This is a genomic window from Kytococcus sedentarius (genome assembly GCF_041937525.1).
Classification (GTDB): domain Bacteria; phylum Actinomycetota; class Actinomycetes; order Actinomycetales; family Dermatophilaceae; genus Kytococcus; species Kytococcus sedentarius_A.
Window position 1 is genome coordinate 2,522,523 of record NZ_CP169391.1, and the last position, 18,422, is coordinate 2,540,944.

Here is an 18,422-nt window from a genome sequence, read left to right on the forward strand (position 1 = left end):
AGCGCTTAGTGTGGCCTGAGCATACAGTCAGAGCTGACCGTCGACCGCGATGAGGAGTGGCCACGTGAGCACGACACCGACCGATGAGGGGCGCATCGCCCTGGTGACCGGAGGGGCCCGCGGCATCGGGCAGGCCGTCGCCCTGCGCCTGGCGCAGGACGGGATGGCCGTGGCCGTCCTGGACCTGGACGAGCAGGCCGGCGCCGAGACCGTCCGCCAGGTGGAGGCCGCCGGTGGCCGCGCCCTGGCCGTGGGCGCCGACGTGGCCGACGAGGCCTCCGTGCAGACCGCGGTCGAGCGCGTGGCCGCCGAGCTCGGCCCACCCACCGTGCTGGTGAACAACGCCGGCGTGCTGCGCGACAACCTCGTGCACAAGATGTCCGCCGACGACTGGGACACCGTGCTCTCGGTGCACCTGCGCGGCGCCTTCCTGGCGACCCGCGCCTGCCAGGCCCACATGGTCGAGGCCGGGGCGGGCCGCATCGTGAACCTGTCCTCCACCTCCGCCCTGGGGAACCGCGGCCAGGCCAACTACTCCGCAGCCAAGGCCGGCATGCAGGGGCTCACCAAGACCCTCGCCATCGAGCTGGGGCGCTTCGGGGTGACCTGCAACGCGGTGGCGCCGGGCTTCATCGAGAGCGACATGACCCGCGCCACCGCAGAGCGGGTGGGCGTTCCCTTCGAGGACTTCGTGGCGGGCGCCGCCGCCCAGATCCCGGTGGGCCGCACCGGCCGTCCCGAGGACGTCGCAGCCGCCGTCTCCTTCTTCTGCTCGCCGGACGCCGGCTTCGTCTCCGGCCAGATCCTCTACGTGGCAGGAGGGCCGAAGGCATGAGCGCCCGCACCATCGACGGGCTGGACGAGCTGCGCGCCCTGGAGGGGCAGCACCTCGGCACCAGCGACTGGATCGAGGTCACGCAGGAGCGCGTGGACCAGTTCGCCGAGGCGACCGGCGACCACCAGTGGATCCACACCGACCCCGAGCGCGCCGCCGCCGGCCCCTTCGGCGGCACCATCGCCCACGGCTTCCTCACCCTGTCGCTGCTGCCCGCTCTCCTCGCGACCACCTACCGGATCGATGGGGTGAGCATGGGCATCAACTACGGCTGCGACTCCGTGCGCTTCCCCACGGCCGTTCCGGTGCCCGCCCGGGTGCGCGCCCTGGTCGACCTCACCGAGGTGGCGCCGGTCGACGAGCACGGCCGCACCCGCGTGACCACCACGGTGACCGTGGAGCTCGAGAACTCCGACAAGCCGGCCTGCGTGGCCACGATGAAGGCGGTGTACGTCCCATGAGCACGACCGACACGATGACCACCACGATGTCCGTGGCCAGCATCCTCTCCCACTCCGCGCGGCGGTGGCCCGAGAAGACCGCCCTGGTGCAGGGGGAGCGGCGCGTCTCCTACGGCCAGCTGTGGGACGACGTCCGCACGGCAGCGGCTGCGCTGGCCGAGCAGGGCGTCGGGCCCGGCACCCGGGTGGGCGTGCTGGCGCCCAACACCGTGGAGTTCGTGACCGCCTACTACGCGGTGTTGACCGCCGGCGGCACCGTGGTGCCCGTGCCCACCCTGCTGGGTCCGCGAGAGGCCTCCTACCTGATGCAGGCCTCCGGCGCCGAGCTGCTGCTGCACCACGCCGCCATGACCGAGGTGGCACAGGCCACCGGCGCGGCCACCGGGGCGCGCGTGCACCCCATCGAGTCGCTGACCGGCCACGACGGCCAGGTGGACACCTACGCGGTGCGCGAGCCCGGCGACGTGGCGGTCATCTTCTTCACCAGCGGCACCACGGGCCGGCCGAAGGGCGCCCGCCTGACGCACCTGAACCTCATGTTCAACGTGCTCAACAACGCCTTCGACTCCAACCGCTTCGAGCAGGACGACGTGATCATGGGCGCGCTGCCGCTCTTCCACGTCTTCGGCCAGCAGGTGGCCATGAACACCACCCTGCGGGTGGGTGCCACCCTGCTCCTGCTGCCGCAGTTCGAACCGCGGGCCTGCCTGCGCTCATGTCCGCCGAGGGAGCCACCGGCTTCTTCGGGGTGCCCACGATGTTCGTGCACCTGCTGCAGGCCGGCAAGGCCCCCGACAGCGCGGAGATCGGCCCGCTGCGGCTGTGTGTCTCCGGCGGTGCCTCGCTGCCGGTGGCGGTGCTCGAGGGCTTCGAGCAGCGCTTCGGCGGGCACGTCCACGAGGGCTACGGCCTCAGCGAGACCTCCCCGACCGCGACGGTCAACCAGGAGGTCTACGGCACCCGCCCGGGCACCGTGGGCCACCCGGTCTGGGGCTGCGAGGCCGAGATCGCCGACGCCTCCACCCTGGACGAGATCCGGCTGCTCCCCGAGGGCGAGCGCGGCGAGGTGGTGGTGCGCGGCCCCATCGTCTTCGACGGGTACGAGGGCGACCCCGAGGCGACGGCGGCGGCGGTGGTGGACGGCTGGTTCCGCACCGGTGACATCGGCATCAAGGAGGACGGCTTCCTCCGCATCGTCGACCGCACCAAGGACATGGTCATCCGCGGCGGGTTCAACGTCTACCCCCGTGAGGTGGAGGAGGTCATGGTGCGCTTCCCCGGTGTGGCGCAGGTGGCCGTCATCGGCGTGCCGGACGACCTGCTGGGCGAGGAGATCCTCGCCGTGGCCACCACCGAGGAGGGGGCCACGGTCGACCCGGACGCCTTCCTGGCCTACGGCCGGGAGCAGCTCGGCAAGCACAAGTACCCGCGCCGGGTGGAGATCGTCGAGGCCCTGCCGATGGGCCCGAGCATGAAGATCCTGAAGCGCGAGCTGCGCAGCCAGTTCGCCGAGACCGAGGAGGACGCCTGATGGACCTGACACTGAACGAGGAGGAGCTCGCAGTCCGCGACTGGGTGCGCACCTTCGTGAAGCGCGAGGTGATGCCCATGGAGCAGGAGGTGCTGCGTCGCGAGCGGGCGAACGAGCCCACCTTCGCCCCCGGTGAGCTGGAGGACCTGCGCGCCAAGGCCCGTGAGGCCGGCTTCTTCGGGCTGGAGACGCCCGAGGAGTACGGCGGCATGGCCCTCTCGGCCGTGATGACCGCCCTGGTCAACGTGGAGCTCGGGCGCTCGTTCGTGCCCTTCAGCTTCGGCGGTGAGGCCGACAACATCCTCTTCCACGCCAACGAGCAGCAGAAGCAGGACTACCTGGTGCCCACCATCGAGGGCACCCGCAAGTCGTGCTTCGCCATCACCGAGCCGGGCGCCGGGTCGGACGCCCGCGCCATCCGCACCCGCGCCGTCCGCGACGGGGACGACTGGGTGATCGATGGGGAGAAGACCTTCATCACCGGCGGCAACGAGGCCGACTTCGTCATCGTCTTCGCCGTCACCGACCCGGAGAAGCACGCGGCGGGACAGACCGACGAGTCCGTCACCGCCTTCCTCGTGGACCGCGAGGCCGGGTGGCGCTCGGAGTACATCGACACGATGGGGCAGTGGGGCCCGGCCTCGCTGATCTTCGAGGGGGTGCGCGTGCCCCACTCGTCGATCCTCGGTGAGGAGGGGCGTGGCTTCGCCCTGGCGATGCAGTGGATCGGCCGTGGCCGCTACCTCCTGCCGGCCCGCGCGCTGGGTGGCTGTGAGCGCCTGGTGGAGATGGGCATGGAGCACGCCCGCAACCGGGTGACCTTCGGCCAGCCCATCGCCGACCGGCAGGCCATCCAGTGGATGATCGCCGACTCCGCCGTGGAGATCGAGGCGCTGCGCTGGCTCGTGCTCTCGGCCGCCTGGCAGGCCGACCAGGGCATGGACTCCCGCCACGCCCAGTCCATGGCCAAGCTGTACGGCGGAGTGCGGTGCAACGAGGTCGTCGACCGCATGCTGCAGGTGCACGGCGGCATGGGCTACACCCGCGAGCTGCCCATCGAGCGCTGGTACCGCGAGCTGCGGCTGCTGCGCATCTACGAGGGCACCGACGAGATCCAGCGTCGCACCATCGCCCGCAACCTGCTCAAGGGTCACGCCTCCGTCGGCGGCCACCTGCGCTGAGCGGACGCGGTCGGCCCCCCAGCCCGCCGGTGGGCTCACCCCATCGACGACGACGCCCCGCCCACCTGCTGGTGGACGGGGCGTCGTGCTGTGAGCGGGGGCTCAGAGATTGATCATGTGGCCGGCGATGCCCTCGACGGCCTCCTTCACCGACTCCGAGAGCGTCGGGTGGGCGAAGACGTTGCGAGCCACCTCGTCGGCGGTCAGGTCCCACTTCTGGGCCAGGGTCAGCACCGGCAGCAGCTCGGTGACCTCCGGGCCGATCATGTGGGCGCCGATGATCTCGTTGTGCTCGGCGTCGGCCACCACCTTGACGAAACCGCGGGAGTCGCCGAAGCCCATGGCCTTGCCGTTGGCCGAGAAGGGGAACTTGGAGACCTTCACGTCGTAGCCCTTCTCCTTGGCCTGGGCCTCGGAGTAGCCGAACGACGCGATCTGCGGCTGGCAGTAGGTGGCGCGCGGAATGAAGTCGAACTCCACCGGCATGGTGTCGGCCCCGGCGATGCGCTCGGAGGCGACCACGCCCATGGCCTCGGCCGTGTGCGCCAGCATGAGCTTTCCGGTGACGTCACCGATGGCGTAGATGTTCTCCACGGCGGTCCGGCCCCACTCGTCGACCTCGATGGCGCCACGCTCGGTGGTCTCGACGTCCACGTTCTCCAGACCGTAGCCCTCGATGCGGGGGGCGAACCCGATCGCCGAGAGCAGGCGGTCGGCCTCGAGGACCTCCTCGGAGTCGTCCTTGCTCACGGTGACCTTCACACCGGAGCCGGTGTCCTCCACCTTCTCCACCTTGGTGGAGAGCTTCACGTCCACGCCCAGCTTCTTGTAGTGCTTGAGGAGCTCCTTGGAGATCTCCTCGTCCTCGGTCGGGACCATGCGGTCGAGGAACTCCACGATGGTGACCTTCACGCCGAAGTTGGCCATCACGTAGGCGAACTCCACGCCGATGGCGCCGGAGCCGGCGATGATGATCGACTCGGGCAGCTCCTCGTCGAGGATCTGCTCCTCGTAGGTCACCACGTTCTCGCTGAGCTCGACCCCGGGGATCATGCGCGTGGTGGCACCGGTGGCGATGATGAGGTGGTCGTAGGTGACCTCCTGGGTCTCGCCGTCGTTGAGGTCCACCGACACGGTCGAGTCGGACTGGATGGTGCCCCATCCGTCGATCTCGGTGATCTTGTTCTTCTTCATGAGGAAGTGGACACCCTTGACGATGCCCTCGGACACCTTGCGGCTGCGCGCATGGGTGGGCCCGTAGGACATGGTGGCGTCGCCCTCGATGCCGAAGGTCTTCTTCTCCTTGGTGAGCGTGTACGCGAGCTCCGCGTTGCGCAGGAGCGCCTTGGAGGGGATGCAGCCGACGTTCAGGCAGACACCGCCCCAGTACTTCTTCTCGATGACGGCAACCTTCTTGCCGAGCTGGGCTGCGCGAATGGCGGCGACGTAGCCACCGGGGCCCGCGCCAAGGACAACGACGTCATAGTGATCGGCCATGGGGCCAGTATGGCAACTCCTGTCCACCGGTGCCCTCACGTCCCCCGACGGCGCGAGGTCGGTGCCGGGCCGTGAACTCCGTCACTGTCCGCGGGGTGCGGGTTCTCGCGGCGTGGCGCGGGTGGTTGACTGAGGTCCCGCCGGTCCGGCGGGACCCCTCGACCCCCGGAGGTTCCCATGGAGCGCCACGCACTGTCCGTCACCGCCGAGAACCACCCCGGTGTGCTCACCAAGGTCTGCGGCCTGTTCGCCACCCGTGATGCCAACATCCAGTACCTCGCGGCCGCCCCCACCCTCCAGAAGGGCGTCTCGCACATGACCATCGTCGTGCGTGCCCACGACCAGTTCGACGTCGAGGACCTGATCACGCACGTGGAGCAGGTGTCCCACGTCGTGGCCGTCGAGGCGATCGACGACGTGGACGCCGTGGTCCACGAGCTGCAGTCGACGGCCGACCGGGCGCCCCGCACGGTGGGTTCGCTCACGCAGCGCGCCTTCTGAGGTGGGTGGCCCCCGCGTCTTCCCGCAGCTGACCGACCCGCAGGAGGCCCGCGAACGGCTCGCCGCCCTCACCGGTGAGGGTGCCGAGCCGTTCGCGCTCGTGCAGCGTGCCGACGACCCCGGCGTGGTCCTGCTCCTCCAGGGGCCGGTGCACGACATCGAGCGCCTGGCGGACATCCCGGCCCCGGGAGAACTCCCCGTGCTCACGATGGTTCCCTACCGGCAGGTGGTCGAACGCGGCTTCGCGGCCCACGACGACGGTGCCCCGCTGCGGGTGCTGGTGGCCCAGCACGCCGCCCGCCTGGACACCGCCGTGGTCACGGCCACGCTGGCCGAGCTGCTGCCCCAGGCCCCTCAGGTCCTCAACGAGCGCATGAGCGTCTCGGACGTCGACTACGCCGCGATGGTGCGCCGCGTCATCACCGAGGAGATCGGCCGGGGTGAAGGGGCCAACTTCGTGCTGCGCCGCGACGTGGTCGCCGATGTGGACGCGCCCCCCGCCACGGCTGCCCTGGGCTGGTTCCGCGCCCTGCTGGAGGGGGAGTCCGGTGCGCACTGGACCTTTGTGGTGCACACCCCGGGGCACACGCTGGTGGGGGCCTCGCCGGAGCGCCACGTGGGCGTGGCAGGGGGGCGCGCCCTGATGAACCCCATCTCGGGGACCTTCCGCCACGGCGAGCACGACTCCCCCCAGGAGCTGGTGGCAGCGTTCCGCCGCTTCCTCGAGGACACCAAGGAGACGGAGGAGCTCTTCATGGTGGTGGACGAGGAGATGAAGATGATGGCCCGCGTCTGCTCCAGCGGGGGCCGGATGACGGGTCCCCACCTCAAGCAGATGGCGCACCTCACCCACACCGAGTACCTCCTGGACGGTCGCACGGAGCTGGACCCGCGCGACGTGCTGCGCGAGACCATGTTCGCCCCCACCGTCACCGGCTCGCCCATGGAGAACGCGTGCGCCGTGATCCACCGCCACGAGCCCACCGGGCGTGGGTACTACTCCGGCGTGCTGGCCCTGCTCGACCGGGACGAGCACGGTCGTGAGCGGCTGGACGCCCCCATCGTCATCCGCACCGCACAGCTGCCCCACGACGGCACCGTGAGCGTCTCGGCCGGCGCCACCCTGGTGCGCCACAGCTCGCCGGAGGCAGAGGTGGCCGAGACCGCAGTGAAGGCCACTGGCATGTTGGCTGCGATGGGGTTGCGTCCCCGGCGCGGCCCGGCCACCGCCCCCGATCTCTCCGCGCTGCCGGGCGTCGCTGAAGCGCTCGCGGCCCGCAACGAGCGGCTCTCCCCGTTCTGGCTGGCCCCGCAGGCACCCACCCACCTGGAGGGGGTGGCCGGTGCCTCGGTGCTCGTGGTGGACGCCGAGGACGCCTGGACGCAGATGCTGGTGCACCAGCTGCGTCACCTGGGCATGGTCGGTCGGGTGGCACGGTGGAACGAGGTGACGGTCGAGGACGTGACCGGTCCCTCCTCCCCGGACCTCGTGCTCAGCGGCCCCGGCCCGGGGGACCCCACGGACGACAGCTCACCCCGCATCGCGCGGCTCCGCGAGCTGGTCACGGCGCGACTGGCCGACGGCCGCCCGCTGGTCGCGGTGTGCCTGAGCCACCAGGTCCTGGCTCACCTCGCGGGCCTGAGGATCGACCGGCTGGAGGAGCCGCACCAGGGAGTGCAGCTGGAGGTGGACTGGTTCGGTACACCGGCCCGCATCGGCTTCTACAACACGTTCGTCGCGCGGGGGCCGTCCTCCGGCCGGGTGGACCTGGCCGGTCGGCCACTGGAGGTCACGGCCGAAGCCGGCACCGGCGCAGTGCGCGGCCTGCGGGGGCCGGGAGTCGCGACCATCCAGGGACACGCCGAGTCCGTGCTCTCGGCGGACGGGCTGCCGGTGCTCCGGGAGATGGTGCGCCACGCCCTGGGCGCATGAGGGTGTGCTTCAGCGCGCCGCGCGGCGGGAACGCACCCGCTTGTAGACGAACAGCAGCACGCCCAGCACGAGCAGGGCGAGGACGACCTTGCTGATGATGCTGACGACACCCTCGACGGCGTGCCAGTTGGCGCCCAGCACGTAGCCAAGGGTCACCAGGAGCGTGTTCCACACGGTCGACCCCAGCAGCGTGTAGAGGAAGAACATCCCGAAGGGCATCTGCGAGGTGCCCGCCGGGATGGAGATCAGGCTGCGCACCCCCGGGACGCATCGACCAGTGAGCACGGCCACTTTGCCGTACTTGTCGAACCATCGGTGGGCGGCGTCACCATCGGTCTCCTCCACCAGCGGCAGCTTGGCCATCCAGCGGATGGTGCGTTCGCGCCCGAAGGCCCGTGCGACGGCGTAGAGGAACACGGCTCCGGCGACCGAACCGGCAGTGGCCCACAGCATCACCTCGACCCACCCCATCCGGCCCTGCCCGATGGTGAAGCCGGCAAGCGGCAGCACCAGCTCACTGGGGATCGGGGGGAAGACGGTCTCGAGCAGCATCATCAGGGCCAATCCCGGGCCGCCCAGGGCCTCGATGACCGAGGTGATCCACTCGTTGAGATTCTCCATGCGCACAGGGTAGGTGGGTGGTGCGGGAACCCAGACCAGAAACCGGGTGAGGAGGGCCTCACATGCAGGAACGCCGCCCAGTGGGTGACTGGGCGGCGTTCCTCGCGATGGTGGCTGTGGCCAGAGGCGGGGTCGAACCGCCGACCTTTCGATTTTCAGTCGAACGCTCTACCAACTGAGCTATCTGGCCAGGGCGACGATCGACGATCATCGTTCCTGCGACCTCGACGGGACTCGAACCCGCGACCTCCGCCGTGACAGGGCGGCGCGCTAACCAACTGCGCCACGAGGCCTTGCACTCGCACCGTTGTTGCCGTGCGACTGGGGAATCATACGCACAACAGGGCGCCCCGCCAAATCGGCGGTCTGGTGCGGGTTTCAACCCATCGGGTGGTTCGGCGCCCAGCGGTCGGGCGCCTCGGACGGGTGCGCGACCGTTGCATCCCCAACGGGATTCGAACCCGCGTTACCGGCGTGAAAGGCCGGGGTCCTAGGCCGCTAGACGATGGGGACCCGTCCTCCCTGTGGGCAGGACGCGCACAGTGTACGCACCTCAGAGACGACGGGCCGCCCAGGTGCGGAGCTCCTCCACCGGCCAGGTGGTGACGATGCGTTCGGGCGGGATCCCCGCATCGGCGGCGCGCTGGGCACCGAAACGGAGCAGGTCCAGCTGGCCGGGGGCGTGGGCGTCACTGTCGATGCTGAACAGGCACCCCGTCTCCAGGGCGAGCGAGAGCAGGTCGTCCGGTGGGTCGCTGCGCTCGGGGCGGGCGTTGATCTCCACGGCCACCTGGTGCTCCGCGCAGGCCTCGAACACGGCACGGGCGTCGAACTCGCTCGGGGGGCGGGTGCCGCGGGAGCCGGTCACCAGCTGGCCGGTGCAGTGCCCGAGCACCGTCGTGAAGGGGTTCTCCACCGCTGCGAGCATGCGCGGCGTCATCTTCGCGGCCGGCATGCGCAGCTTCGAGTGGACGCTGGCCACCCGCACGTCGAGGGCGGCCAGCAGGTCGTCGCGCTGGTCCAGCGCGCCGTCGTCCAGGATGTCCACCTCGATGCCGTGGAGCAGCTCGATCGACCGGCCCTCGTCCTCCATCCGCTCCCGCACTGCCGCCACGGTGTCGCGTTGGGCCACGAGCCGCTCGGCGGACAGGCCGTTGGCCACCCGCAGTCGGGGGGAGTGGTCGGTGACGGCGAGGTACTCCCGGCCCAGGTCGTCGGCAGTGCGCGCCATGTCCACCAGCGGGGATCCCCCGTCGCTGTCCGTGGTGTGGCTGTGCAGGTCGCCGCGCAGCCGGTGCAGCAGCTCCTCGCCCTCGGCGGTCATCTCCAGCAGCGGCCCGCCGTGGTCGCGCCGGGCCTTGGTGACCTTGGCCGGGACCTCACCGGCGACCGCCTCACGCAGCACCCCGGCGGTGGACGACCCGATGCCCTCCAGGGACTGCCAGGAGTTGGCGGCCACGTGGTCGGCGAACTCGTCGTCGTCCAGGGCCTCCACCGTCTCCGCCGCGCGTCGGTAGGCCTGGATGCGGTGTGAGGACTCCCGGGCGCGCTCGTACAGGTAGGCCACCTCGCGCAGGGCCGCGAGCGCGTGCTCGCGGGCCTCGGCGGGGGAGGGGACCTCGGGTGGGGGGCTCACCCCATCGAGGGTAGCCGCGATCACACCCACCCGCCCGGTCGCTGGAGGGGGTGGGGGACGATGGCGGGATGGTTGACGTCATCTCGCGACCCGGGCCCCAGGTCACCGCCTCCGAGCTCCACGACCTGTTGAGACTGCGCGTGGACGTGTTCGTGGTGGAACAGGAGTGCCCCTACCCGGAGGTCGACGGGCTGGACCTCCTGCCCAGCACCACCCATGTGTGGGCCACCCGCGAGGGAGAGCTGGCCTGCACGCTGCGGTTGCTGGACCCCCACGGGCCGGAGGGCGCGCTGGTGGTGGGCCGCGTGGTGACGGCACCGGGCCACCGCGGCGCCGGCCTGGCGGGCGATCTGATGCGGTGGGTCCTGGAGCAGCACGGGCAGCGGGAGATCGAGCTGGAGGGGCAGTCCCACCTGGTGGGCTGGTACGAGCGCTTCGGTTTCACGCCGGCCGGTGCAGAGCTCGTCATCGACGGGATCCCCCACACACCCATGCGGCGCCCGGCCGGTGGAGACGGCAGCGCCTGAGGCCCCGGGGTGAGGTTGTCGGGCCGGCCCGGCATCATGGAGCCGACCACGTCACCGAGCAGTCACGAGGAGTGAGGACGCACCATGGCAGACCTGAGCGACCACGGACCGAAGCCCTACACGGTGAACATCGAGGAGGCCACGCTGGCCAACGAGAACTTCCGGGCCACCCTGTGGACCGGTGAGTTCCTCCAGATGACCGTGATGACCATCCCGCCCGGTGGCGAGGTGGGTCTGGAGATGCACGACGACCACGACCAGTTCATCCGCGTGGAGCAGGGCCAGGCACGCGCCCAGATGGGCCCCTCGAAGGATGACCTGTCCTTCGACGAGACCATCGGTGACGACTGGGTGGCCATCGTGCCAGCCGGGCAGTGGCACAACTTCACCAACACCGGTGACGAGCCGCTGAAGCTGTACTCCCTGTACGGTCCGCCGGACCACGTGAAGGGCACGCTGCACCCCACGAAGGACGACGCGGACAACGACCCCAACGAGCAGCACTGAGCTGACGTGGACACCGCCCCGGCCGCCTCTCGTCGAGCGATGGCGCGTGCCGGGGCGGTGGTGTGTCTGCTCGCCCTGACGGGCTGTTCCGATGCGGCGGACGGTCCGGACGAGGCGTCGCCCACCGCCAACGGGCCGCGGGAGGTGGCCACGGGGCTGCAGGCGCCGTGGTCGGTGGCCTTCACCGGGGAGACGGCCCTGGTGAGCACCCGGGACGACGGGCAGGTGCTGGAGCTGCTCGAGGACGGGTCCACCCGGGTGGTGGGAACGGTGGAGGGGGTCGATGCGGCAGGGGAGGGTGGCCTGCTGGGACTGGCCGTGGACGACGACCAGCTCTACACCTACTCCACCAGCGCCGAGGGCAATCGCATCCAGCGCTTCGCGCTGGTCGGGGAGCCCGGGTCGTTGGCGCTGCAGGACCCCGAGGTGGTCCTGGAGGGCATCCCGTCCGGGGGCATCCACAACGGCGGGCGGCTGGCGTTCGGCCCGGACGGCATGCTCTACGCCACCACCGGGGACGGCGGGGAGTCCTCCGTGGCCCAGGAGCCGGAGTCACTCGGGGGCAAGATCCTGCGCATGACCCCGGACGGCGAGGTGCCGCAGGACAACCCCGTCGAGGGCTCGCTGGTGTGGAGCCTGGGGCACCGCAACGTGCAGGGCATCGGGTGGGCCGAGGACGGGACCATGTACGCCAGCGAGTTCGGCCAGAGCACCTGGGACGAGCTGAACCGCATCGAGCCCGGGGCGAACTACGGGTGGCCCGAGGTCGAGGGCACCAGTGACGAGTCCGGGGACGAGGGGTTCACCGACCCGATCGCCCAGTTCGAGCCCGCCGAGTCCAGCCCCAGCGGCATTGCTGTCGTCGACGGGCAGGTGTTCATGGCGGGCCTGCGGGGTGAGTCGCTGCGGGCCGTGCCGCTGGACGACCCGGGTGCGTCCCGGGTGGTGCTCGAGGGGGTGGGGCGCCTGCGGGACGTGGTCACCACGCCGGACGGCGGGCTCTGGGCGGTCACGAACAACACTGACGGACGCGGCAGCCCCCGGGACGGGGACGACCGCATCGTGGAGGTCGACCTGCCCGGGGGCTGAGCCCTGGTCGGGGTGGAGCTCACTTCACGGTGACGACGGCCTCCGCGGGGTCCCAGAACCCGGGGCCCATGAGCTTGATCTCCTGGGGCTCGGCATCCGCCGGAACGTCGAAGACGACCGTGCCCTTGAGGGTGTTCCCGGGGTTGACGTCCTCCAGGAAGGAGTCGTTGCCCTCGACGTAGATGGCCGCCTCGCTGTCGGCGGAGTGCTCTCGACCCTCGGAGTCCACGAGCTTGTGCTGGCTGTCGTCGAACATCTGGGCCTCGGAGCCGGTGTTCGTCACGGTCAGCGCCACGAGGACGAACTGGCCCTGGGGCTTCTCCCCGAAGGTCGAGTCGCCGATCTGCTTCACGCCCGGGGTGATCTTGGTGACCGTGTACTCGAAGTCGCCGGCCGTCACCTTGTCGCCCACCCCAGCGGCTTCCGGGGCCGGCTCTGCATCAGCCTCGTCCACGGGGGCCTCGTCGTTCTGGGAATCCTCTGCCCCGGCTTGGTCCTGGTCACCGGACGCTGCCTCCTGCTGGGCCGGAGCCCTGTCCTCGGCGCTGGGCGTTTCCTCGCTGCCGCCGCCGAGCTGCGCCAGACCCACGAGCGCCACGATGGCCAGCAGCGCGGTGAGGAACTTGTGACGCCGGAACCAGTTGCGGCGACGGGGTGCAGTGCCCTGTGCGGTCGCACGCTCGTGGGGCTCGGGGGCGGACTTCGAACTGAACATGGTGGCTCCTGGTGGTCTGTTCGCCGGGGTTTCCGGCGTACCCCCATGCAACGGGTCGGTAGGGGACCAGCACCTCGCCCGAATGGCTGCTCCTCACTGACCGGACGGACCAGCCCTGGCCCCGGTGGGGGCTCCGGATGGGGGATCTGCCTGTCGGTGGGCCGACGTACCTTGAGCCCATGACGACCTACACCTCCGCGCCGCCGCTGCACGGGATCATGCGGTGGGCATGGTGGACTGGCGTCGGCGCGCTCGTACTGGTCGGTCTCCTGTGGACCTTTCTGAGCATGGGGCTGGCCTTCGAGCGGGCCGGGGGAGAGGTGCGGCCGTGGCTGGTCTGGCTCTACCTGGGGTGTCTCGCGGTGCCGGTGCAACCGATGCTGCTGGTGTGGTCACGGCGACGTCCGGTGCAGGTCGGATACGTGACGGTCCTGCTCTCCCTCCTCTGGCCGCTGGGGTGGTTCGTCCCCGTGGCCGCCTGGGCCCTGGCGATCGTGTACGCACCGGACCGGCCCGACAGCCAGGGCGACGAGGAGGGGGCTCCGGAGGACGGCGACGTGCCCGTCATCGGCCTGCTGGTGCTGGTGTCCACGTGGTGGATCGTCTGGAGGGACTCCGCCCAGTCGACGGATCGGGGCTCCCTGTTCAAACTGTTGCTCCATGCGGCCCCCACCGAGGGGCAGGCCGTGGAGACGAGCGACCCCCTGCCCTGGTGGTTCGCGGTCGTGTTCACCCTCACGCTCGTCACCGTGGTGGGAGTTCTGGCCTCCTGGGTGCGTTCACGGGCCGACGGCGCCCGTGCCCGCGCCCGGTCGGTGGCGCTCGAGGAAGAGCGGGACGGCACGCGCCTGGCCCTCGGGAGGCAGGTGGAGCGGGAGCGCATCGCGCGGGAGGTGCACGACACCCTGGGGCACCGGTTGTCGTTGTTGTCCGTCCACGCCGGCGCCCTGGAGCTGCAGACCGAGGGGCGCGACGACGAGCTCTCACGCAGCGCGGCGCTGGTCCGGGAGCACGCGAGTCGCTCCATGGACGACCTGCGCTCCCTGGTGGGCCTGCTGCGAGAGGCCCCTGAAGGCCTGGAGCCCCCGGACCTGGCCGACCTGCCGGCCATGATCGACGAGGCCGTCGCAGCCGGGGACCCGGTGGTGGCCACCGTCTACCTCGACGGCGCCGAGGGGGCCGACCCGGTGCTGGCCCGGGCGGTCTACCGGATCGTGCAGGAGCTGCTCACGAACGCGCGCAAGCACGCTCCGGGGCAGGTCGTACGGCTCGTGGTGCAGGGCTCGCCGGGCCAGGGTGTGACCATCGAGGCAAGCAACCCCCTGGTCAACGGCGCCCCCTCCGGCGTCGGCTCCGGCCTGGCCGGTCTGCGGGAGCGGGTGGAGCTGCTCGCGGGCACGGTGGAGGTCGACCGGGGCGAACGACTCTTCGCCGTCCGGGCCTGGCTGCCGTGGAGGACCCCTCACCCGGGGTGAGGCCGTTCTGCGCGGTGTCGGTGGTGGCACCTACCCTGACGCTCATGGCTGAGGTGCGCACGGAGGGGCGGGAGACGCGGGTCCTTGTCGTGGACGACGACAAGCTGCTCTGCGCAGGCATCGCGGCCATCCTCCACACGACCCAGGACCTGAGGGTGGTCCACGCCGTCCACGATGGTGCTGACGTTCCCCAGGCCGTGGCGGCCCACCGGCCGGACGTGGTCCTCATCGACGTGCGCATGCCCGTTGTCGACGGCATCACGGCCACGCGCCAGATGCTGGAGATCAGCTGCCCTCCCCGCATCGTCGTCATGACGACCTTCGAGGGGGACGACACGGTGATGCGTGCACTCGCCGCGGGGGCCGACGGATTCCTGTTGAAGGCCGATGACCCCCGGGAGATCATCGAGGCCGTCCGTGCAGCCGCGGCAGGCAACAGCCCCCTGTCCGCTGTCAGCGCGCGCTCCCTGGTGAGGCATGTCGGCCCCGGCTCGCGTGCAGCCCTGGTGTCGCGGGCGTCGGAGCTGGCAGTGCAGCTCACCGAGCGGGAACGTCAGGTGGCCGGCTTGGTCGGCGAGGGACTGACCAATGCCCAGATCGCCGCGCGCCTCTACGTCAGCGAAGCCACGGTGAAGACGCAGCTGGCCGACGTGCAGCGCAAGTGGGAGTGCGACAACCGCACGCAGGTGGCCGTTCTGGCCGACCGCGCAGGCCTGACCAGTGACGGCTGAACGGGGCGATCAGTCCTCGGCCGGGTCGGTGTGCACCTCGCTGGCCCGGGCCGCACGCGGTGCAGTCACGCCCACCACGCCACCCACCACGTTCAGCAGGGTGGTCCACCAGAACCAGTTCCACCACGCGCCCCAGCCCACACCCTCTGCGCCGGTGTGCTGGGCGCCGAAGATGATGATCGAGTCCAGCACCGAGTGGAAGAGGCTGAGCCCGGCCAGCAGGAAACCGCAGGCCACGGACGCAGCGATCTTGCCGAAGTCGCTCTCGCTGCCGGCGTGCATGCGTGTCATGAGGGTGATCACCAGGCCACCCAGCAGGGCCAGGGCCGCGCCCTTGCCGGAGAGCGGGACCTCCACGAAGTGCCGCGCGGATTCCACCAGGGTGTCGTGGAGGTCCGGGAAGCCCAGCACCACCAGCCACATGACGAGCCACCCGCCCACAAGGTTCGCCACCAGAGTGATCCCCCAGAGCCGCAGCAGCTGCCCCACCGACCCCTCGCCGGCCAGGACCCCGGTCACCGGGTAGAGGAAGCCCTCCGTGAAGAGCTCGCTGTGGGCCAGAAGGATGGCGACGAGCCCGATGGAGAAGGCCAGGCCGGCCAGCAGGTGACTGTCGGTGGCGTCCAGGGTGGCGATGTAGGCCAGCACGCCCAGGCCGATCTCGATGCCGCCCAGCAGCCCCGTCGCCACCAGTGCCCGCCACGACCGGTGCAGTCTTTCCGCACCCTCGTCACGGACCTCGTGGTATTCGGAGCGGATCTCCTCCTCGGCGCGGTTCTCCTCGGGGTGGTTCGCGGCGGAGGTCATCTCCCCAGTATGGAGGGTGGTGAGCTGGTGGGCCCCGTGGGACTCGAACCCACAACCTACGGATTAAAAGTCCGCAGCTCTGACCGATTGAGCTAGAGGCCCCGACCGTCCACAGGGCGGCCGCTCGCGCGGAGTCTAACCGTCGCCGCCTGCCCGGCCTGTGGACGGCGCGGGCGTGCTGTCGGTGCCGGTTGAGAGGCTGCTCCCATGACCACGACCGATGCCGTGACCCTCCCCGACCGAGCCCTGGCCGCCCTTCGCCGGCTGGTGGGGCACGACGAGGTCTCCTTCCGCGAGGGGCAGCTGGAGGCCGTCCAGGCCCTGGTGCAGGACCGTGCCCGGGTGCTCGTCGTGCAGCGCACCGGGTGGGGCAAGTCCGCGGTCTACTTCGTGGCCACGGCGCTGCGCCGGCAGGAGGGCGCCGGCCCCACCGTCATCGTCTCGCCGCTGCTGGCCCTGATGCGGGACCAGATCGCTGCCGCGGGGCGCGCCGGGGTGCGGGCGGTGACCATGAACTCGGCCAACGCCACCGAGTGGGACGAGGTGCGCTCCGCACTGGATGCCGATGAGGTGGACGTCCTGCTGGTGAGCCCCGAGCGCCTGAACAACCCCCGCTTCCGGGCCGAGCAGCTGCCCGAGCTCTCCCGCCGCTGTGGCCTGTTGGTGGTGGACGAGGCGCACTGCATCAGCGACTGGGGGCACGACTTCCGCCCGGATTACCGCCGCATCCGCACCCTGTTGGCCGAGTTGCCCCCGGACACCCCGGTGCTCGCCACCACGGCCACGGCCAACGAACGGGTGGTGCACGACGTGGTGGAGCAGCTCTCGGCCGGCCCGTCCGGACACCGCCACGAGGTGAACACGATCCGCGGCGGGCTGGCCCGCGACTCACTGCGCCTGGGGGTGCTGCTCGGCCCGGAGGGCCGCCCGCTGACCCCGGAACAGCGCCTGGGGTGGATGACCGCGCACCTGGGGGAGCTGCCGGGTTCGGGGATCGTCTACTGCCTGACCGTCTCCGCCGCCGAGGACGTGGCCGCCGCCCTGGCCGGGGCGGGTCACCGGGTGGCTGCCTACACCGGGCGCACGGACACCGACGAGCGTGAGCGGCTGGAGACGGCCCTGCGCGACAACGAGGTGAAGGCCCTGGTGGCCACCTCGGCGCTGGGCATGGGCTTCGACAAGCCGGACCTGGGTTTCGTGGTGCACCTGGGTGCGCCCAGCTCGCCGGTGGCCTACTACCAGCAGGTGGGACGCGCCGGTCGTGCCACCGAGCGCGCCGACGTGGTGCTGCTGCCCGGCAGCGAGGACCGGGACATCTGGCGCTACTTCGCCACCGTGTCCATGCCGCGTCAGGAGCAGGCCGATGCGGTGCTCGGCGCCCTGGCAGGGGCCGGCAAGCCCCTCTCGACCCCGGCCCTGGAGACGCTCGTGGACGTGCGGCGCACCCGGTTGGAGCTGCTGCTCAAGGTGCTGGACGTGGACGGCGCGGTCTCCAAGGTCCCCGGCGGGTGGACCGCCACCGGGCAGGAGTGGACCTACGACGCGGAGCGCTACACCCGCGTGGCCGAGGCGCGCCAGCGGGAGGCCGCCCTGATGGAGGAGTACCAGCGCGGCTCCACCTGCCGTATGCAGTTCCTGCAGCGGACCCTCGACGACCCCACCGCTGCACCCTGTGGGCGCTGCGACAGGTGCGCGGGCACGTGGTTCCCCACCGAGGTGCCGCCCGAGGCTGTGGAGGGCGCTCGGGCGCAGCTCGGGGGCACCGGGGTGGTGCTGGAACCACGGGCCCAGTGGCCGAGCGGGATGAACCGGCTCGGCGTCGGGGCCTCCGGGCGCATCCCCGCCGAGGAGCAGCTCCTGCCGGGCCGGGCCCTCGCGCGTCTCAGCGACCTCGGCTGGGGCCAGCGACTGCGGCAGGTCCTGGCAGCCGACGCCCCCGCCGATGACGACCTGGTGCGCGCGGTGGTGCTCCTGCTGGCGGAGTGGGACTGGGCCGAGCGGCCCGTGGGGGTGGTGGCCATGCCCTCCCGGCGGCGCCCCCAGCTGGTGGGCTCCCTCGCCGAGCGGCTGAGCACCATCGGGCGCCTGCCCCTGCTGGGCACGCTCGACCTGGTGGACGGCGGACCGGTGGGGGAGCCGGGCGGAAACAGCGCCTTCCGGCTGGCCGGGGTCTGGGACCGGCTGGCCGTGGGGCCGGACCTGGCCGGCGCCGTGCGGGCCGCAACGGGCCCGGTCCTGCTGGTCGACGACCTGGTGGACTCCCGGTGGAGCCTGACCGTGGCCGGCCGTGCCCTGCGCCGGGCGGGGGCGCCGGGTGTGCTGCCGCTGGCGCTCGCCGTGGAGGGCTGATGCGCACCGCCGGCGGAACGCACCCC

General features: G+C 71.2%; 17 protein-coding genes, 4 tRNA genes and 1 pseudogene. 13 read left to right on the forward strand and 9 right to left on the reverse strand.

Features of this window, described 5'->3' with window-relative positions; translation table 11 throughout:
* Positions 1 to 49 precede the first annotated feature (49 nt).
* From fabG to ACEY2A_RS11925, 5 genes and pseudogenes are all read left to right on the forward strand, one after another.
* A complete protein-coding gene (gene fabG / locus ACEY2A_RS11905) occupies positions 50 to 835 on the forward strand; it encodes a 3-oxoacyl-ACP reductase FabG (protein WP_374928795.1) in 786 nt (261 codons plus the stop codon).
* Positions 832 to 1,296, forward strand: a complete 465-nt coding sequence (locus tag ACEY2A_RS11910; RefSeq protein WP_374928796.1) for a MaoC family dehydratase — start codon at positions 832 to 834, stop codon at positions 1,294 to 1,296. Before fabG ends, ACEY2A_RS11910 begins: the two co-directional genes overlap by 4 nt.
* Before the next feature lie 26 nt (positions 1,297 to 1,322).
* Positions 1,323 to 2,338: pseudogene (locus ACEY2A_RS11915) on the forward strand (AMP-binding protein); the annotation flags it as partial.
* Between the two features lie 222 nt (positions 2,339 to 2,560).
* Entirely contained in the window at positions 2,561 to 2,827 is a 267-nt protein-coding gene (locus tag ACEY2A_RS11920; protein ID WP_374930001.1) for a hypothetical protein, read from the forward strand.
* Positions 2,827 to 4,008: an acyl-CoA dehydrogenase family protein gene (locus tag ACEY2A_RS11925; RefSeq protein ID WP_374928797.1), complete on the forward strand. Its 1,182-nt coding sequence runs from the start codon at positions 2,827 to 2,829 to the stop codon at positions 4,006 to 4,008. The genes ACEY2A_RS11920 and ACEY2A_RS11925 overlap by 1 nt, the downstream gene beginning before the upstream one ends.
* 102 nt (positions 4,009 to 4,110) lie before the next feature.
* Here the strand turns inward: ACEY2A_RS11925 and lpdA are convergent, their stop codons facing one another.
* Positions 4,111 to 5,505, reverse strand: coding sequence for a dihydrolipoyl dehydrogenase (lpdA, locus tag ACEY2A_RS11930; protein ID WP_374928798.1), 1,395 nt, complete (start codon positions 5,503 to 5,505; stop codon positions 4,111 to 4,113).
* Positions 5,506 to 5,682: 177 nt separating this feature from the next.
* On the opposite strand from lpdA, the gene ilvN reads away from it, so the two are divergent.
* Together ilvN and ACEY2A_RS11940 are read left to right on the forward strand one after the other, a co-directional pair.
* Positions 5,683 to 6,006, forward strand: a complete 324-nt coding sequence (gene ilvN / locus ACEY2A_RS11935; protein ID WP_374928799.1) for an acetolactate synthase small subunit — start codon at positions 5,683 to 5,685, stop codon at positions 6,004 to 6,006.
* A gap of 1 nt (position 6,007) precedes the next feature.
* Positions 6,008 to 7,939 carry a chorismate-binding protein gene (locus ACEY2A_RS11940; protein WP_374928800.1) on the forward strand — a complete coding sequence of 644 codons (1,932 nt, stop codon included), beginning with the start codon at positions 6,008 to 6,010 and terminating at the stop codon, positions 7,937 to 7,939.
* A gap of 9 nt (positions 7,940 to 7,948) precedes the next feature.
* On the opposite strand, the gene ACEY2A_RS11945 is transcribed toward ACEY2A_RS11940, so the two are convergent.
* The 5 genes from ACEY2A_RS11945 to ACEY2A_RS11965 form a co-directional block, all read right to left on the reverse strand.
* Complete coding sequence (locus ACEY2A_RS11945; protein WP_374928801.1) at positions 7,949 to 8,560, reverse strand: DedA family protein; 612 nt, start codon at positions 8,558 to 8,560, stop codon at positions 7,949 to 7,951.
* Between the two features lie 117 nt (positions 8,561 to 8,677).
* Positions 8,678 to 8,750, reverse strand: a tRNA-Phe gene (locus tag ACEY2A_RS11950).
* Positions 8,751 to 8,779: 29 nt separating this feature from the next.
* Positions 8,780 to 8,853 (reverse strand) — tRNA-Asp (locus ACEY2A_RS11955).
* Positions 8,854 to 9,000: 147 nt separating this feature from the next.
* Positions 9,001 to 9,073 (reverse strand) — tRNA-Glu (locus ACEY2A_RS11960).
* 40 nt (positions 9,074 to 9,113) lie between these two features.
* A complete protein-coding gene (locus ACEY2A_RS11965; protein WP_374928802.1) occupies positions 9,114 to 10,196 on the reverse strand; it encodes a PHP domain-containing protein in 1,083 nt (360 codons plus the stop codon).
* A gap of 68 nt (positions 10,197 to 10,264) precedes the next feature.
* On the opposite strand from ACEY2A_RS11965, the gene ACEY2A_RS11970 reads away from it, so the two are divergent.
* From ACEY2A_RS11970 to ACEY2A_RS11980, 3 genes are all read left to right on the forward strand, one after another.
* Entirely contained in the window at positions 10,265 to 10,723 is a 459-nt protein-coding gene (locus ACEY2A_RS11970; protein WP_374928803.1) for a GNAT family N-acetyltransferase, read from the forward strand.
* An 84-nt stretch (positions 10,724 to 10,807) separates the two neighbouring features.
* Positions 10,808 to 11,230: a cupin domain-containing protein gene (locus ACEY2A_RS11975; RefSeq protein WP_374928804.1), complete on the forward strand. Its 423-nt coding sequence runs from the start codon at positions 10,808 to 10,810 to the stop codon at positions 11,228 to 11,230.
* Positions 11,231 to 11,236: 6 nt separating this feature from the next.
* A complete protein-coding gene (locus tag ACEY2A_RS11980) occupies positions 11,237 to 12,319 on the forward strand; it encodes a PQQ-dependent sugar dehydrogenase (protein ID WP_374928805.1) in 1,083 nt (360 codons plus the stop codon).
* A gap of 19 nt (positions 12,320 to 12,338) precedes the next feature.
* On the opposite strand, the gene ACEY2A_RS11985 is transcribed toward ACEY2A_RS11980, so the two are convergent.
* A complete protein-coding gene (locus tag ACEY2A_RS11985; protein WP_374928806.1) occupies positions 12,339 to 13,034 on the reverse strand; it encodes a DUF4352 domain-containing protein in 696 nt (231 codons plus the stop codon).
* A gap of 179 nt (positions 13,035 to 13,213) precedes the next feature.
* On the opposite strand from ACEY2A_RS11985, the gene ACEY2A_RS11990 reads away from it, so the two are divergent.
* Together ACEY2A_RS11990 and ACEY2A_RS11995 are read left to right on the forward strand one after the other, a co-directional pair.
* Positions 13,214 to 14,509 carry a sensor histidine kinase gene (locus ACEY2A_RS11990; RefSeq protein WP_374928807.1) on the forward strand — a complete coding sequence of 432 codons (1,296 nt, stop codon included), beginning with the start codon at positions 13,214 to 13,216 and terminating at the stop codon, positions 14,507 to 14,509.
* Between the two features lie 44 nt (positions 14,510 to 14,553).
* On the forward strand, positions 14,554 to 15,240 hold the full coding sequence (locus ACEY2A_RS11995; protein ID WP_374928808.1) for a response regulator: 687 nt from the start codon (positions 14,554 to 14,556) through the stop codon (positions 15,238 to 15,240).
* A 9-nt stretch (positions 15,241 to 15,249) separates the two neighbouring features.
* Here the strand turns inward: ACEY2A_RS11995 and ACEY2A_RS12000 are convergent, their stop codons facing one another.
* Together ACEY2A_RS12000 and ACEY2A_RS12005 are read right to left on the reverse strand one after the other, a co-directional pair.
* Entirely contained in the window at positions 15,250 to 16,047 is a 798-nt protein-coding gene (locus ACEY2A_RS12000; protein ID WP_374928809.1) for a formate/nitrite transporter family protein, read from the reverse strand.
* 25 nt (positions 16,048 to 16,072) lie between these two features.
* Positions 16,073 to 16,149: transfer RNA gene (locus ACEY2A_RS12005), tRNA-Lys, on the reverse strand.
* Positions 16,150 to 16,254: 105 nt separating this feature from the next.
* Here ACEY2A_RS12005 and ACEY2A_RS12010 point away from each other — a divergent pair.
* A complete protein-coding gene (locus ACEY2A_RS12010; RefSeq protein ID WP_374928810.1) occupies positions 16,255 to 18,396 on the forward strand; it encodes a RecQ family ATP-dependent DNA helicase in 2,142 nt (713 codons plus the stop codon).
* The last annotated feature ends 26 nt before the right edge of the window (positions 18,397 to 18,422 follow it).

What these genes read in the sequence shown, in the direction of transcription:
- ACEY2A_RS12010 (WP_374928810.1), top strand. Translation starts at nt 16,255, where the DNA reads ATGACCACGACCGATGCCGTGACCCTCCCCGACCGAGCCCTGGCCGCC.
- ACEY2A_RS11985 (WP_374928806.1), bottom strand. Translation starts at nt 13,034, where the DNA reads ATGTTCAGTTCGAAGTCCGCCCCCGAGCCCCACGAGCGTGCGACCGCA.
- ACEY2A_RS11945 (WP_374928801.1), bottom strand. Translation starts at nt 8,560, where the DNA reads ATGGAGAATCTCAACGAGTGGATCACCTCGGTCATCGAGGCCCTGGGC.
- ACEY2A_RS11925 (WP_374928797.1), top strand. Translation starts at nt 2,827, where the DNA reads ATGGACCTGACACTGAACGAGGAGGAGCTCGCAGTCCGCGACTGGGTG.
- lpdA (WP_374928798.1), bottom strand. Translation starts at nt 5,505, where the DNA reads ATGGCCGATCACTATGACGTCGTTGTCCTTGGCGCGGGCCCCGGTGGC.
- ACEY2A_RS11910 (WP_374928796.1), top strand. Translation starts at nt 832, where the DNA reads ATGAGCGCCCGCACCATCGACGGGCTGGACGAGCTGCGCGCCCTGGAG.
- fabG (WP_374928795.1), top strand. Translation starts at nt 50, where the DNA reads ATGAGGAGTGGCCACGTGAGCACGACACCGACCGATGAGGGGCGCATC.
- ACEY2A_RS11970 (WP_374928803.1), top strand. Translation starts at nt 10,265, where the DNA reads ATGGTTGACGTCATCTCGCGACCCGGGCCCCAGGTCACCGCCTCCGAG.
- ilvN (WP_374928799.1), top strand. Translation starts at nt 5,683, where the DNA reads ATGGAGCGCCACGCACTGTCCGTCACCGCCGAGAACCACCCCGGTGTG.
- ACEY2A_RS11975 (WP_374928804.1), top strand. Translation starts at nt 10,808, where the DNA reads ATGGCAGACCTGAGCGACCACGGACCGAAGCCCTACACGGTGAACATC.
- ACEY2A_RS11990 (WP_374928807.1), top strand. Translation starts at nt 13,214, where the DNA reads ATGACGACCTACACCTCCGCGCCGCCGCTGCACGGGATCATGCGGTGG.
- ACEY2A_RS12000 (WP_374928809.1), bottom strand. Translation starts at nt 16,047, where the DNA reads ATGACCTCCGCCGCGAACCACCCCGAGGAGAACCGCGCCGAGGAGGAG.
- ACEY2A_RS11995 (WP_374928808.1), top strand. Translation starts at nt 14,554, where the DNA reads ATGGCTGAGGTGCGCACGGAGGGGCGGGAGACGCGGGTCCTTGTCGTG.
- ACEY2A_RS11920 (WP_374930001.1), top strand. Translation starts at nt 2,561, where the DNA reads ATGGTGCGCTTCCCCGGTGTGGCGCAGGTGGCCGTCATCGGCGTGCCG.